Source organism: Ancylomarina euxina, assembly GCF_003863355.1.
Taxonomy (GTDB): Bacteria; Bacteroidota; Bacteroidia; order Bacteroidales; family Marinifilaceae; genus Ancylomarina; species Ancylomarina euxinus.
The window spans coordinates 1-17,874 of sequence record NZ_QQWG01000018.1; the positions used below are offsets into that span (position 1 = coordinate 1).

Genomic DNA, 17,874 nt, shown 5'->3' on the forward strand with positions numbered 1-17,874 from the left:
TCTTTACTCTCATCATCTACATATCCAGAACGCTTAACCAGAGCTCTAAATGTCCAAGAAGACATATCTATTGTTGTAGATATTATAGCTAAAGTACTCTTAGTTGGTGTAAATGGATATGAACCGATTGCTGCAGTTACATCTTTGAATGGATCTGTATCAGCTTCACGATACTGCCATACACAACCATCTGTCGTGTTGTCATACTCTACTGCAAAAGTAAATTCACCTCCTATACAAATTTCAGCATTTTCTGGGTTTAAAATGATACGATAACCATCTGTAACTATAAGAATTGCCTCACCACTTGTAGCTGGATCACAAGCACCATCCACAACACAATGGTATTTAGAACCAGTATCTGATAAAGGCACATTTGTTAATTCAAGTGTCTTAGTCTTTGCTGATGCAGGTGTATCTTCCATACTTACACCATCTTTAAACCATTGGTATGAATATGGTCCTGTTCCGATAGATTCAACTGTAAAACTAGCCGTTCCCATTTCAGCAACAGTTTGACTCATTGGCGACTTAGAAATAATAACATTCCGATTTACAAATAAACTTGCTGCATTCGATTTTGCAGGATTACAATCATAATCACCATTGACTACACAATAAAAAGATTTATTTTCATTGGTCAATACATTTTCAATTTTCAATGTTGATGTTAATACACCTGAGAAATCTCCTGTATTGGTAAGCGCTATATCATTACTATTATACCATTGATATGATGGAGAATCAACTGCTGTTCCTATTACTGTAAATTCAGCAAATAGTTCGTCTTCACAAACAGTAATATTCGATAATGGTGAAACAGTTGCATGCCCACGAACATTCACTATAAATACTTTATCTGCAGTACTACATCCACTTGCAGTCGTCAATTTACAAACGTAATCACCAGAATGAGTTGATTTTACATTGGATATATTTAATTTATTAGTAAATGATAAGATATCTGTAGGCTTAGTTGTTTTATACCAAGCATAAGATAAATCAACACCATGGCCTTCTACTGATAAATTCAAATCTTCATTCTCACATAAATCAATTGCAGAAGGTAATTTTGTAGTTAAGGAAATATCATCCAAAACAGTAATATCATAATCTAATGATTTCGTCGTACATCCATCACTAACAAAAACTTGGTAAAGACCAGTTTGAGAAGTAAGGATTCCTGAAAGATTTAAAGTGTTCGATTTTTCGGTTTGATCAATATTATCTTTTTTCCAAAGATAAATCAGAGGATCTGTAATATCTGTATCAATATAATCCGTTTTAGCTACTAAGTTTTTAGGGGCATTTAAGCAAATAACATCAACATCCGCAAGTTTGCTAATCTGTAAATCTTCATAATGTGTGATTTTAAAATCGTCAATAGGATAATTACAGAAACCATCACTAACCTGAACAGAATAATTTCCATCAGAATCGTCAGCAGCAATTAAATTCAAAATTGAAGTTTGAACCGTTTGAACTGTAGAACCTTTTTTCCATTCGTAACTATATGTTCCTGTTCCTGTTAACTTCTTCTTCTCAAAGCTTACATCAGATGTTTTACAAATCTCAATAGGTGAAATATCAGTAAATGTAGCTGGTTTATGTACTATAACACTCACCTCTTTACTCTCATCATCTACATATCCAGAACGCTTAACCAGAGCTCTAAATGTCCAAGAAGACATATCTATTGTTGTAGATATTATAGCTAAAGTACTCTTAGTTGGTGTAAATGGATATGAACCGATTGCTGCAGTTACATCTTTGAATGGATCTGTATCAACTTCGCGATACTGCCATACACAACCATCTGTCGTGTTGTTATACTCTACTACAAAAGTAAATTCATCTCCTATACAAATTTCAGCATTTTCAGGATCTAAACTGATACGATTATCAGCTGTAACAGATAAAATCGCTATTTCACTATTATCACTTGTACAATCGTTAGAAACTCTACAGCGGTATTTATACCCATTATATGAAAATGGAACGGATACTAAACTGAGAGTTCTTGCCTGAGCAGACGCTGGTTTATTTTCCATACTTTCAAAACCAGCTCCATCATTTTTATCAACAAGCCATTGGTATTCGATTGGCTCAGTACCAGTAGCTGCTACTGTAAAATTTGTTGATCCATTCTCTGCAACAGTTCGATTTTCTGGATCTTGATAAATATTAATATCCCCTTTAACAGTTAAATTAAAATCTCTTGTTGTTGTTGTACCACAAACGTCATCCGAAATCTTACAATGGTAGTTATTACCATTGTTTGCTTCAATATCTACAATTTCTAATCTAGCAGATTCTAATAGAGCGTTAGTCTCATCATTTCTATACCATTTGTATTTATAGTCACCTTCGCCAGTTGCACTAGCATCAAAAATTGCAGGACCTCTATTCGAACATGCATCGAAATCATCAATTGAGAAAGTTGGTCGCTGTTGAACATCCACATGAATAATTACTTCAAGTTCATCACAATCATTGGAAGAAAGTAACTTGCAGATATAATCACCTTGTGCATCCATATCAGTATGATCCAAATGATATTGTTTCCCTATATGAATTGGATTATCAAGATCTGTAGATTTGTACCATTCATAAGATAAATCTGCACCTTTACCATCTACAACAAGATCAAGAGGATTATTAAAACACACTTTTACATTTGGCCGTACAGGGGTAATTATTGAAATCGGTTCAAATATGTTAATCTCAGTGACTCGGGTAATGTCTTTACAGTGTAAAGTACTTAGTTTGGCGGTATAACTTCCAACAGATTTAAGATAAGTGGCTTTTTCTATAATAGTATTTAATCCCGTTCCTATCTCAACACCAGAAGGATTCAACCAGCTAATTTCCTGGCTATCATCACCACCTGTCACTTTCATAGTCAAAGGAATATCTCCTTCACAAAAAGGAGCATGATCAACTAAAGTTATACTTGGTTTATCATGAACAATGACTTCAAAAACACCTTCCAGGTCAAAACAATCACCATCAACGATATACTTATATTCATAAGTTCCAGCAGTTACCAATTCTTCAGTGGAAATAATTCTCTTATTATCTTCATCAAGTAAAACACCATCTTTAAACCATTGAATCGATTTTGGGCTTCCATCAATAATGATTCCTAACTCTGTTGATTCTCCCTCACAAATATTAAGATCCACCAATGGGACTTTACTTACTTCAACGTTTTTAGTCACATTTAATGTTTGTTCGAATCTTTTATCTCCACATGAAGTTTTTACGACACAATAGTATAAACCCTCGTGAGATGTAGCTATCTTCTTAATTTCATAAAATGAAGTTGAAACACCTAATTTCTCAGCTTCAGTTTTATCCTTACCTTTAAAGAACCAAGTAAATGTTGGTTTTCCAACAAATGGAATATCAAAACGGTAAGTATCTCCTTGGCATTTACGTACTGATTCAGGCTTCAAGTTTTCAATCGTAATATCATCAACACTTAAAGTTCCTTTTGCAATTTTAGTAGAACAAATATTATCGCTTACAACACAGGTATATTCACCTGCATCAGTAGGTTTAATGTTACTAATTTCCAGTGATGAATTATTTTCTCCAGGAATATCAATTCCTGCTTGATCTTTCCACTGATATGAAAGTCCGACAGGTGGTGTCTCAACGATAGCTTTCAAACTCACATTATCCCCAACACAAGCTTTTATTGGGACAATTGGTTTTAGAGTAAAACCAGAGGCTAGGCTTATTGAGAAATTTGGCGTTTGTTTATTACCACAAGAATTCAATGCGGTTACTCGCCATTCTCCAACTGTTGATGCATCTACTTTTATATCAAACGACTTATTTACGGGATCTATGATTTTCCCCGTTGATACATTTTCGGCATAATACCCACTTGCATTACCATTATCTTCTACACTTACACTTACGACTTCATTTAAGCAATAAGGCCCTTCCTCTGAAAGTGATACGCCTGTCACCAATAACCTTGGCTTCAATACTAAAGAACCAAGAGCACTTCTATCGCCACAATTATTTGCAACAGTAACGGTGTAATCCCCAACCATTTCAGACTTAACAGAAGCAAAGCTGAATGAACTTGATATAAAATCCTCTGGAGTTTTACCTTCTTTTGCACCATCAGGAACACTCCATTTGTATGTATAAGATAAACTTGGCGTTTCTAATTTTGCCTTATAGGTATAGGGTTCTCCTTCACAAACAGGATCCGAATTTAAACCAATTAGTTTAATCTCAGGATGAACGGGATTAGCAACAATGGTCTCCTCAATCGAATTACCTTTACAAGTAAATTGATTTTCTGAACCAAAATTATAATGTGTATTAACGAGAACCTTATAAGATTTATCATTTATATCAGGTGTTAGCTTATACGTCAACCCATTTGTAATTCCTATAGGAGTCGATTCTCCATTCTTGTACCAAGAATACTCTATGGTAGAATTATCTAAAATATAATCACCATCTAATTTCGCTTCAAGTGTTATTTCTTTTGTTTCACATAAATTCGTTGGAATAATAAGATTTTTCAATTTAGCCTTACCTAAAATCTTAATGTCAATTTCTTTAAATAAATCCTCAGAACAAGCATTAATCAATTCACAGCGGACAGTATAAACTCCTGGTCCATAATTAAGGTCAGGATTAGAATTAAATGTAAATACGTTAGAATTATTTTCTTTAGTTTCTAGCAGACCAGTATTATTAGATACTGACCACTTTATGTAGCTAGGTTCTCCAGAAATTTTAGCTGTAATTTCGGTTGTGGTTCCCCCACACAATTCCGTTTCTCCAGAAAGAGATTCCAGATTTACTTCCTTATTAACTATAACTTTAACATCAACAGAGGTTGGTTTGGCCTCAATACCACAGTCACTATAACTATCTATAAACGAAATATGACAACGGTAAGTCCCTTCATGTTTTTCTTTATCGACTTGATCAATTACTAATTTATAGCTATCAAGCCCTTTAATACTTGCATCATTAATGGGTTCAAAATTTATACTCCCCGGAATTTGTTTCTCCCAAGAAAAATCAAACCAATTCATGTTTCCATGCTCGATACTAATAATACCTTTCTGATTCTCACACAACTCTAAACCATCAGCATGAGGATCGTAGCTATAAGATGGAACGATCGTCGGATTATATTCTATTACCTCTTCGATAGCTGGTCTCAAAGAAATGGCATCCAAGGCAAAAATTCCTTCTTTACCAGAAGCATTGGCATTTCGAATGGAAATCGTGGCTTCTTCAGCATCTCCCGCTGACCACAAAACTTTAAAAGACTTCCAAACACCCAGCTTATCAAGCGTTATTACTCCTTCTGTATTAATTTTTATATCATTCACGTAAACATTCAAGTCCTGTGGATAGCGATCTTGAACCATTTGTCCAAAAATCTCAAAGATAAAATTTTGGTTAGCGACTTTCTCTGTAAGCGTTTTTTCCCAAATCACTTCAGAGTCACTCATACTAGATGAATGAGTTAGTAACATTTGACTATTAAGCTGATCCTCGTTTTTATCTCCAAAAGCAGTAAAACGAGTATTTACATCTTCAGGATTTAAACAAAACAAATAACTCCCAGGTTCTTCTAAATTTTGAGATGTACCATAGTCGTAACTCGAAGAAAAAGTGATGTATTCATTTTTATACGAAAAATCCCCATTGGCAACGAGATTAACATTCGGGTTAGCATAATAAGCTCTTAGAATGTATTTTGTTCCTTCTTTAGGATCGGGGTCAATTAAATCTTGTTTTGGGAATAAAGGCGTAGAATTTATATCATCAAAATACCACTCATAATAATCAGCATCAGGCTCACTATTTATCGATAGTTTAAGTCCTCCACCCACATTTTCACACACAAAACCCAAGGTCTGATTTAGGTTTACTTCAATATGTGGATCAATGGGCGTAATTGATTTTGTAAATCCTGAAAAGTAGCCTGCTGCTCCTACAGCATCATCTTCGGTAGACAAAGCGACATATACAGCTTTATTAGATGCAACGGTTACATTTTTCACGACATCATGACTTCCAGTTTTCGGTATGTATTTATAAACAACCCAATCTACGTTTCCAATTACAGTTTGTGCGTCATTTTCGTCCAAACCTTCAAGTATGGTACTTTCAACATTATCTTTGTTTGTTATAAGCGAACTAACTGATACACTTGCTCCTTTTTGCGAATATATGGCAACAACCCCTGTACCTAGCTGATTGACGAATGGGATATCAACCTGACGAAACCCTTGGCTACTAATAGGAGGAATAAAATTCATTCCCACTGTTGCGTATTGCATTGTTGATGATGCAGAGGTGGTTTGATAGAGATAAATATCCTGATCACTTGAAATAAACATAACACCATTACCTGCATCATAATATGATGCAGGTAACACAAAATGATCTCCCGCATCTAACGTTTTCACTTCCGATCCATCAGGTGTGTCAGGGGCTTTTTTATTAATATATATATTTGTGTTATTTTTAGTTGCCACAACTATTGGCCTTTCAGTTTCATAATTCCCTTTACCCTTAAGCAGAATATATTCACGTCCAACCAAATTTTCAGGTACAATTTGGTCAACTCCAATATCCTGCGAGGATTCAAGAGAAGGCCCTCCTGTCCATGAACCAGAATTGACTGCTATAGGAAAATTGGAAGTAATATGAGTTCCATTTAAATCATTAACGTCATCCTCAGTTAGAAATCGGAGATTAGCACCAATAACATAACTTTCACCAGCTTGTAATGTTACACTAATGTATTTAGGAACAACCATTGGTGTCTCCCAATCTAATGTTAAGTTTTCAACTCCGACATCTGAAAAAGTAACCTCAGTACCATCAACAGTTGCCATTACCGAAATAAAATGACTACGGTGATTTACAATATAAGAAGAACTAGATGAATACCTACGCCACCTATAACCATCCCAATACTGATCACCTCCCCATCCATACATTCTCTTATCACCTCGCTTACTGTAGAGATGACCGGATCGAAAAGAAGTCCCCAAGGCTGCACGTCCCTTTGCAGTTAAAGACAAACCATGTATCTTAGATTTGTGCCTAACATTGACATAAAATGGTACATCAGACTTAAACCTTAAAGCCTGATCATCAAGCTTCTTATTCAGATCCTTATAATTAACAACGCCTAAAGGAGGCTTCGTAGGAGTCCCAATATTCCCCAAATGATCCACAGTATTATTGCCTAAATCCAAAAACTTTGGATTAGTGATGGACACATTAGTTACCGTCCTAAAAGGTGTTTTACTAGTACCCTTATAGATTTCAATGCTAATAGGTTCTACAGAAGGTGTTGTAAACACGACCCAATGATTCCCCACATCTCCTTCAGAATTTGTACCTGCATATAAGGGAGGTACAAAATGTTCAGTATCCAATTGAGCTTTTGCAGTAAAGGAAAATAGAGATAAAAAAAAGAGAATGGCTAGTTTAAAACAAGCCTTGATTTTCATAGAGCGAAACAAAAAATTCATCACATGGATTTTGGTTAGTCGACAAAGATAAGAACAATGAACATAACAAGTTTATGAATTTAACTAATATTTTTTTTAATAAATAACAAAAAAATAATTAATTATCAATACACAATACCAACTACAATCCAGACAGTTAACTATTTTTCATCTCGAACCCATCCAAAGGCCTAATAAAGCAAAGCTTCTCAAAAATAAGAGACTACAGTTTATAAACTCTGCTATTTAAAGAATACCATAGCCTTATCCTTTTGCGAAGAAATTCTAGAATGTAATATTTTGCATAAAAAAAAGAGTTGACCCAATGGCCAACTCTTTAAATTAAATATACTTAATAAACTTAGCGAACTAAGATGACATTCCCTTTTTCTTTCACTTCTCCATCCAACATCAAAACCCAAACGTAGGCTCCAACAGGACAATCTTCGCCGTTGTAGGTTCCATCCCAACCATTAGCATAACCAGCCTCCTTTGTTTGATACATCAACTCTCCCCAACGATTATAAATATACATTTCAAACTTCTCAGTCACATTTATGTCTTTCAGATAGAAACGATCATTTTCGTTCTTTGACAAGGGTGTAAAGGCATTGGGCGATTCAATTCCAATAGGTTTAACTTCTACCATAACGGTATCAATTGCAATACAACCAATATTATCTTCAACTTTAAGTTTATAAACACCCGACTCACTCACTATTAATTGTGGCAATACACTACCATCACTCCAATCGTATACATAAGGACCATAGTCAGGATTTAGTTCAGGATCCAGAGTAATTGTTTGCCCCTCAAAAATGACGATACCGGGCTGAACTGTTTTATCCAATTTAAATTTTGGTAATGGATTCATCACAATTCTCTGCTTAAGCTTACAATCATTTTGCTCAACGCTTAACACATACTCTCCTGGTCTGTCTATCGTTCTTTCCCAAGCTGTATAGCCATCATCCCAAATAGGATTAGACAGATCTTTCGTATCAACAAGCAGCGTTTCTCCTTCACACAAGAATTGACTCTCTCCAACTTCTGGATTTGGTAACACCTCTACTCTTATAGAAGCTGAACCAACACAACCATATTCATCAGTTACATTAATCTGATAATCATTTACACCTAGACGACGTTTGATCAATTTCGGATTAGAATTCTTCGTATTATCTAAATCATCTGGATTTGTCCAATTGATTTCTTTAATATCACCTGAAATATGTGTTGTCAACTCAATCTCTTTACATTCTCCAATAATCGTATCGTTTATTGTTGTGATAAGAGGTAGAGGAGCAACAGTTACATTTACAATATCATTACCAACACATCCATATTTATCAACTACAGTTGCTACATAAAGTGTTGTTTCTCCAGCTGTAAAAGTTGGTGTTTCAGAATTTGGATCATCTAAGTATCGACTCGGAGACCACTTAATATTATTTTCCTGAGTCTCCGCACTCAACATCCTAGTTTCACAGGATCCGACTACAACATCTTCAATAAGCTCAACAATTGGTAATGAATCAATTTTCATGACGAGTTCACCCGTACTATTTGAACAACCTAAATCATCCGTATAAGAATAACGAACTTGATACTCACCATTCCCTTGGGAAGGATCAAACGTATTCTGAGCAACACCATTCACCCAATAAATACCTCCAGTTGGGAAACCTCCTGATAATGCAAATTCAGATTCACAAATCCCTTTAGATTCAAGGGCAGTTAAATTTACATCAGGTAGAGGATGAAGTTCAACTAAAGAATCTACTTCGAAATAACAGCCTGTTGCTTCATTTAAAATCTTTAACCTTACTTTACTATCTTCTATCACATCTCCCCAGGTAATTTTGGTCTTAACAACATCTTCGGCTGGAGTGGTAAAGGCTCCTCCGTCAACTAACCAACCATAATTAATATCTGGCAATAAAGCTGTAGTATAAGCGACTCTATCTTCCAATACACAAAGCGTCATTCGTCCAAAGATTTGCGAATTTGGCAATGAATTGACCGTTAGTTTTTTAGAATTTGAGTATCGCTTAGCTGTACACTTATCAGATACTTCACAACTGTAATAGCCATCTTCCGTTAGACTAGCTGGGTCAATCATTAGCTGAGGTGCATTTTCTCCAGTTAAATTAACGCCATTTTTTTGCCACTGATAAACCTCTTCGGTTCCTTCAACTTCAACAAGAAACTGAGCACTTTCTCCATCACAAATTTCCATCCCAGGACTTTCACTCAATATTTTGAGTTGAGGAATCACAACCAGCTTCATTTCCAGACTTTCTGATGCAATACCACATGAAGAATTTACCACACATCTATAAGTTCCAGTATCACTAGTTCTCAAGTTTTGTATTTTCAATTCAGGACTATTTGCACCTGTGATATCAACACTATCTTTTTGCCACTGATAAACTAAGTTATCACCTCTAAAATCAACTGTAAATATAGCTTCCGCATCATTTTCACATTTTTCCAGATCTTCACTATTACTAATAAATTCAGGAAGTTTCTTGACAGTTAAATCCGCTTCAGTAAAAATACTTCCACATTTACCTGTTACATCTACTGAATAAATACCTGCAGAATCTAAAGGTGTATTCAAAATACTAAGTGCTACATCTGTTGAAATAGATTTCCCATTATGCTTCCAATCATAGGTCATTAATGAACCAGAAACAGCAGGAGTCCATAACAAATCCTCATTTTCACACAAAACTTTATCCTTCAATTCAGAATTTAAAACTGTGGTTTGATACACACTCACATTGACCGTTTCATCAAAACTGTCTCCTTCCCCTACAATTTCACAACGATAAGATCCAGCATTGGAGACATCTAATGCAGGTATTGAATAGTTTAATTCATGATGATTAAGATCCACATTGTTTTTAAACCAATTGATTGAGAAAACTTCACCTTCAACATTAATATTTAAATTTAAAGGTTCACCGTAACACTTCTCGATATCAGCAAGCGTACTTAAACCATCAATAACCTTCAATGGGTCTTTAACAGTCAAATATCCTGAAGTAAAACGAATACCACAATCACCTGTAATCTTACAGTAATATTCACCTGCATCTGCCATGCTAAGCTTATCTATAATTAGAGTCTTAGTTGTGGCAGATACCAATTCAGTATCAACATTTGCTGTATTAATATGATGCCATTCAAAAGTTAAATTACTACCCGTTATTGCCAAATCAAACACATGACTCTTACCAACATAAACGACTTCACCTTTAAGTGAAGTATTTAATATGGTATTTGGATTCACGGTAAGGTTTACAATTTCACTTAGACCTGTACCACATGAACTAACTTGACATTCAACTTTATAATTCTTAGCGGTGTTAGCATCCAAAGAAAAGACATTAGAGAGTTCAATTTCAGCTAGATCATCAAATGCTGGTCGAGCTACATCATCAATTAACCAACGGTAAGTCAAACTTTCACCAGTTGTTACTGCCCTAAAAATAACATCCTCCCCTTGACAAGCTATTTGATCAGCTATAGGTGCAAGCGTTGGTATTGGCTTAATATCCTGATAAGCTACACTGAAATCAGTACCACAAGCATTAGTCACCTCTACCTTATAATTACCTTCTTCTGCCATCTCCGCCGTCGTCAAATCCAAAGTCGTCGATGTTTCACCTGCTAAAATACCATTGTTGTATTTCCAACTGACACTTTCATTAGTAGTCGCATCATATGCAATAGGTCCCAGCTCAAGAGCTTGTCCCTCACAAACTGCTGCTAAATTAAGACCAGTTGTAATATTTGGAACACCATTAATAATAATATCAACCGTGTAAGTCACATCAATTCCACAGCTTCCACTTACAACACAAGTATAGGTTCCTTCATTAAGTTCAGCAACTACATCAACCTTAAGCAGTGCTACATTTCCAGGATCACCAACACCAGCAGGTAATACTGTCCAGTCATAAGTTGGATTATCACCAGCAACTTTTGCTTCAAGTAATAAATCATCTCCAACACAAAGCGTTTCATTTGTCCATGTATTCGTTTTTGTAATAGGATCTAAAACGTCAATATAAATTGATTTAGATTTACTCATACAAAAATCTGTAACTTCTACTTTATACAAACCTTTTTCTGCAGTTGATATGTTTGCTTTACTATAAGAATTACTTGACTCTGCTAAATCAACATCATCCTTGGTCCACGAATAAGTCGCAGAAACAGCGGGTCCACCTGAAAGCACAACATCAAAAACGATATTATCAGTGGGACAAAGAGGATTCGTATGTGTTAGATTATCCAAATCTAAAACCTCAAAATGAGAAATATTAAAATTCTCTGTAACAGCAGGACAAACACCAGCAGTCACACCAACAGAATAAGCACCATCAGTTGCAGCTGCTGCAACTAAATTTAGGCTCGAGTTGGTTCCAATTGGAGCTCCGCCTCTTTTCCACTCATAAACATTTGGCTTTGCTCCTGACAAGCCTTTTACAATAAAACTAGCTCCCGCACCATTACAAATCTCTTTATCTGCAATAGCATCAAAACTTGCAGGTACATCAACTCTTAAATTCACGACACTTGAATAGTTGTCAGGAGCTGTTACTAAAGCTCTAAATTTCCAACCATTCATTGCAGCCGTTGCATTTGTGACAGTCAAAGTACTTTTATCTAAAGTCACTGATTCTGTTACTTCAACAACCGTCCCGAATGTTACATTATTATAAATGCCTCCTCCATTCGTACTATATTGCCAAGTACAACTGGTTGCTGAATTCTTAAAGAAAACAACAAAATTGTATGTATCATCTTTACAAACATGTTGATCAACTGGTTGAGTTGTTATCTTAATTGCAGGATCAACATCTATAGTTGCTTCTGCACTTGCAATATCAGTAGAACAAGCGTTACTTACTCTACAACTATATTTATGACCATCAAGTCCAATAACAGCTGGATTAATTGTTAAAGCAGATGCTGTCTCTCCTCCCATTAAAGCACCATCATCGTACCACTGGTAGGTAAAAGGTTCAGTTCCTTCCGCTTCAACAGAAAATGTTGCAACTCCATCTTCAGCAATTGTAATATCTTGAGGATTTTTTGTAATGACAACATTTCGACTCACATTCAAACTTGCTTTTTCTGACTCAATCGAATTACAAAGCCCGTCACTCACAATACAATAGTATGATTGCCCATCATTCCCCAATAAATCTGCAATCGAAATATTATCTGATGTTTCACCTGATAAAGCTCCACCATTATCATACCACTGATAAGTTGGTGTACCTTCTGAAGAAGCGACAACATTATATGTAGCTGGGCCATCATCTTCACAAATGATAACTGCCGAAGGTTGTGTTGTAATACTTGCATGTTCACGCACATCAACAACAAAATCAACTTCTGCATTACCACATCCATTACCAGAAACAAGCACACATTTATAATTCCCCTCATCGCCTAAATCAGCTAATCCAAGATCATGAACATTCCCTGTTGTTCCCTGTAAAACCGCTCCTTTATACCATTCATATGACAGATCAGCACCTACACCATTTACAACCAAACTAAGCGGTTCATCTAAACATGGCGCTGGAGCCAAATCTGAACTTGAAACAAACGTAATGGGTTCAAAAACGTTTACTTTAGAAATAGCCGTTATATCTCCACAATATGCTGTACTTACCTTAGCAATATAATTGCCAGAAGATGCAGGGTATGTCGCTCCAGGAATTGTATAAGTCAATCCATTTGCAAGAAAACTATTATCTGGCTTCAACCAGGAAGCTTGAACATAATCTATTCCGATAACCTTCATAATCAAAGGAATACTACCTTCACAAGCATTAATATCAGCAATTGGATTTATACTTGGTTTATCATGAACCGTAAGAACAAAATTGCCTTGTGGGTTTTCACAATCTCCCGTCAACTTATAGGTATAAGTATAAGAACCAGAAGCTCCAATAGTTCCAGTAGAAATTCTTGTTTCCCCCTCATAAGCAGTTAGCTCAGTATTTGCATTATCAAACCACTTAATAGAAGTTGGAGTTCCGGTCACATTAATTATTAACTCAGTCTGACCTCCTTCACATATATCCAAAATCGTCGCAGGATCTTTCACAACATTAATATGGTCATTCACGACTAATTGACGTTGGTATTTTTCAACGCTTCCACATTCCAATGTGATATCACAATAATAAACACCCGCATTAGCTAATTCCACAATAGGAATTTCATAAAAACTATTGGTCCCAATTACAGCCCCATTAGGATCATTATATCTCCAAGCAAAGTCTGGTGAACCAACCGTTACGATATCAAAAATATAATTCGCTGCCCCTTGACAAACAACTTCAACAGGAGCCGTTAAAGCACTTGTCACACTTTCAACATTCAAGCTAGCTGTCACAATCTTGCTATAACCACACTTATTCTTAACAACACAGGTATAAGTACCCAGATCTCCAGCCTGCACATCAACTAAACTAACAATGTGTTTAGGATTAGGATCTAGAATGATAATTGGATCGCCATTAGGATCTGTCCATGTATAAGTCAAAGCTGATCCGGATGGAATCGTTTCAATTTGCACTTCGAAACTGACATCTTCACCCAAACAGGTCGTGATATCGGCTAGTGATGGATTCGAAAAATTCTCTAACAAATTAATTGCAAAAGGCTCATAGTATGTTGCTCCACAATTACCTTCAGCAGTAATTTTCCACTGTCCCTTATTTGTAGCATTTGCTTCAAAGACAAATGGATTAGTCATAGGATTAATTACCTGTTCTTGGCCTACTGTTACATTTTCTGCTTTATAAAAGCTTGCTTGTCCATTATCAACAACTTCTATTGTGACTATTTCTCCATCGCAATATGGACCAGTTTTATCAATCGTAATATCTGTCACCTCCATTTTTGGAGTTACAGTTAATAAACTCGTCGAATTTGAACTACCGCAACGGTTAGTTACTGTAACTTTATAATCACCACCCATTGAAGGTGTAATATCTGTTAAACTAAAATCAGCTTGTGTTTTAACACCAAGAGCAGCTGGAGGTGTTTCCCAATTGTAGGTATAGTAATCTCCCGAAGTAGCTAATTCTGCACTATATAAATAAGAAGTCCCTTCACAAAGTGTTACTGGTGTTAAAGCAGTAAGCACAACTTGAGGATAAATTGCATCTACAGCCAGGTTTTTAACTAGCTCGTTTCCAACACAAGTATGCTCATTTGCTTGTGAAATATTATAACGAGCTGATACCGCAACTTTATAATAAGAATCGGTAATAGTCGGCAAGATTGGAAATACCGTTAGATTATTCGTTTCAATCAAAACATTATCACGATACCAGAAATATTCCATCGTTGCTCCCGCTGGCACAGTCCCAACAGCAGTTAAATTAACTAATTCCTGATCACACAATCCAGTTGGAACTTGCAAATCAGTCAAGTTTGGTTTTCCAAAAATTTCAATTTGAAGTTCTTGAGAAAGTGGTGCACAGGCATTTTCAACATCACAACGAATTGTATAAATGCCGGCCCCATATGCTTTATCTAAATTAAAATCGAAAACTTTTCCTTCAGCCTTCTCAACACCATTAACAGACCAAGCTATTCGGCTATATTTACCTTCAACATTGACCTCTAATGCTGCAAATTCACCTTCACACAAATCGGAATTCCCAGTAAGTGATGTAATATTGGCCAATTCATCAATCACAACCTCGACCTCCATATGTGCAGGATCGACAGTTGCTCCACATTGTTCAAACTCCTCCTTAAAAGTAATTGTACAGCGGTATATCCCCGCATTATTATCTGTTGTATTGGTATAGCCTAACACATGTGTATCTAATCCTGTAACATTTCCTTCAGCTATAGGTCCATAATCATTCTCTCCATTTTTTCTTTCCCACAAATAATCATACCAACTGGTATCACCATTAGAAATATCAATAAGTCCAGATTGACCTAAACAAAAGTGTACAGGTTTATCGTAAGGCGTAAAACTATAGTTAGGAACGACTAAAGCATTAAATTCACCCGTTTCTTCAATTGCAGGTATAAACGTTATACTATCAATTGCAAACACTCCCTTATTACCACCTGCATTTGCGTCAACTAAAGAAATCGTTGCTTTCTGATTATCTTTAGATTTCCACAAAGCAGTGGCCGATTGCCACTTAGACACATCATCAATTAAGAAGTTTGATTTAATCTTTTCATCATTAATATAAATATCCAAAAGTTGAGGTTTGGCAACTTGAGCCATTCTACCATGAACTTTTAAAATATAATTATAATCTCTTTCAATCGGAATATCCAGTTTTTGATAAACAGTATCACCAGGAATATTAGATTGAGCTAAAAACATCAATCCTCCCCCTTCCATATCATCAAAGTCCTCGAATGCAGCATTCTCACTTTTTGGTGTAAAGGTTAATGCAAACTCACCTGGATTTCTCAAATTTCCTTGAACCCAATCATAATCCGTTTCAAAATTTCCTCGCCCACTACTAAAATCTCCATTATAGAGAATATCTAAAGAAGGATCACGAAAATAAGCCTTTAGGATATATTTAGTAGGCACATCAGGAGCCGGTACTACTAATTTTTCATTTTCAAATAATAAATTTGCTTCAGAAATCTCATTTTTATACCATTCATAAAAATCTGGTATCGGAGTTGCATTAAACCCCACTTCAATATTATCGTCATAACTTTCACAAATAATATCAAGATCTGTTTCTAGATCAACATGAAGATCTGGAATAATTTTAGGAATGGCTTTAGAAAACCCAGAATAATAGCCAGCAGAACCAACAACTCCCGTTTGAACCGTCCAGCAAACATTCAATGCACGAGAACTTTGAAAACGAATATTACCTACAACAGCATCCATTCTATAGCTAACCCATTCTTCAGTACCTAGAATTACAGAAGCTTCTGAGGACAAAAATTCTCTTTCTGTCGTTACTCCATTTATAATATTCTCATACTTAACAGTAGCCCCTTTTTGTGCTAATATTGTTATCACTGAATTCACACTTTCTATTGCCAACTGATCAGCAAAAGGAATATCAACCTGATGCATACCAGTAGCAGAAAGGGGAGCTATAAAATTCATTCCTACAGTAGGTCCGATTTTAGATGAACTCCCAGATAGTGTTTGATAGACATAAACATTCTTACCCTTCGTATCTATATATATTTTATCATTATAATAATTGCCCGTCGTTACAAGATAAGGCTCTCCCGCACTTAATGGAAATGAATTGATGGGTGTAGAACTTCCATTTAGATAAATATCGGTTCCATCCTCAGTTGCCACAACGATAGGGACTTCAGTAGAACTATTCCCCTCTCCTTTGAGAACAATATATTTATCTCTGATTTGTTCATAGGGTACGATTTGATCAATCCCCATATCCTGCCCGGCACTTGATCCTGATGTCCAGGAACCTGTATTTACAACAATATCTTTATCTGATAAAATATGGGTCCCATTTAAGGCATTCATATTACCTGTTCCGAATCCTTTTGTATCATGATCAATACCTATAACATAACTTTGTCCCTTTTGCAATAAAACCGTAATGGTATCAAGTGCAGAGATGGCAAAAGGCTCTATACTTCCAGCTATTAACTGAGATATAACTTCTGTTTTAATATCCGTGAATTTAACTGTCGTAGTATCTTCTGTTGCCATAACAGAGAAGAAGTGAGCTCGTCTGAAAGTTGCTCCAACATTCGCAGTGTAAACATGTCCTGTCCTAAATTCTTGCCCCATTGCAAAACGCCCCTTGGTCGTTAAAGACCCGCCCTGATCTTGCGTAATATGCCTCATATTGACATATATAGGTGCGTCATATGAAATAAATTTAAGCCCAGCATCAACCAAGACGGTATTTAATTCATTTGCACCTACAACACCAATTGGGAATTCATAATCGATTGGATATGAATAGATTTCTCCATAATTATCTGCTCGTGAAGTTTCAAAGACATAACGATATGGCTCAAAACGAGAAACTTGTATTTGAGCTAATAAATTATTATCCCCCTTATAAATCCACACATCAATTAAGTCTCGACTATCAGTTGTAATTACAACAACATTTCTACCAATATCTTTATTGGTATTAGAACCATTATACAATGGTGGCACATAGTGGATATAATCCAACTGAGCAAAAACTTTGGGGGCAAATAAACTAAGTATAAGAAAAATACATAGCTTCATCAGAAACGAAGCACATAATATATCTCGTTTACGATTCACAGTATTAGTATCCATATCTAGGTAGAGATGAGGTTTAAACTACTATTATCTATA

The 17,874-nt window shown here is 35.7% G+C and carries 2 protein-coding genes; both read right to left on the reverse strand.

What is annotated here, in order from left to right; all coding sequences use genetic code 11:
- Positions 1-7,538: immunoglobulin domain-containing protein (locus tag DWB61_RS14375; RefSeq protein ID WP_148095939.1), on the reverse strand; the 7,538-nt coding region annotated here is incomplete at its 3' end.
- A gap of 340 nt (positions 7,539-7,878) precedes the next feature.
- Positions 7,879-17,835 (reverse strand): T9SS type B sorting domain-containing protein, encoded by a 9,957-nt coding sequence (locus DWB61_RS14380; RefSeq protein WP_125031612.1) that lies wholly within the window; start codon positions 17,833-17,835, stop codon positions 7,879-7,881.
- Positions 17,836-17,874: the final 39 nt, after the last annotated feature.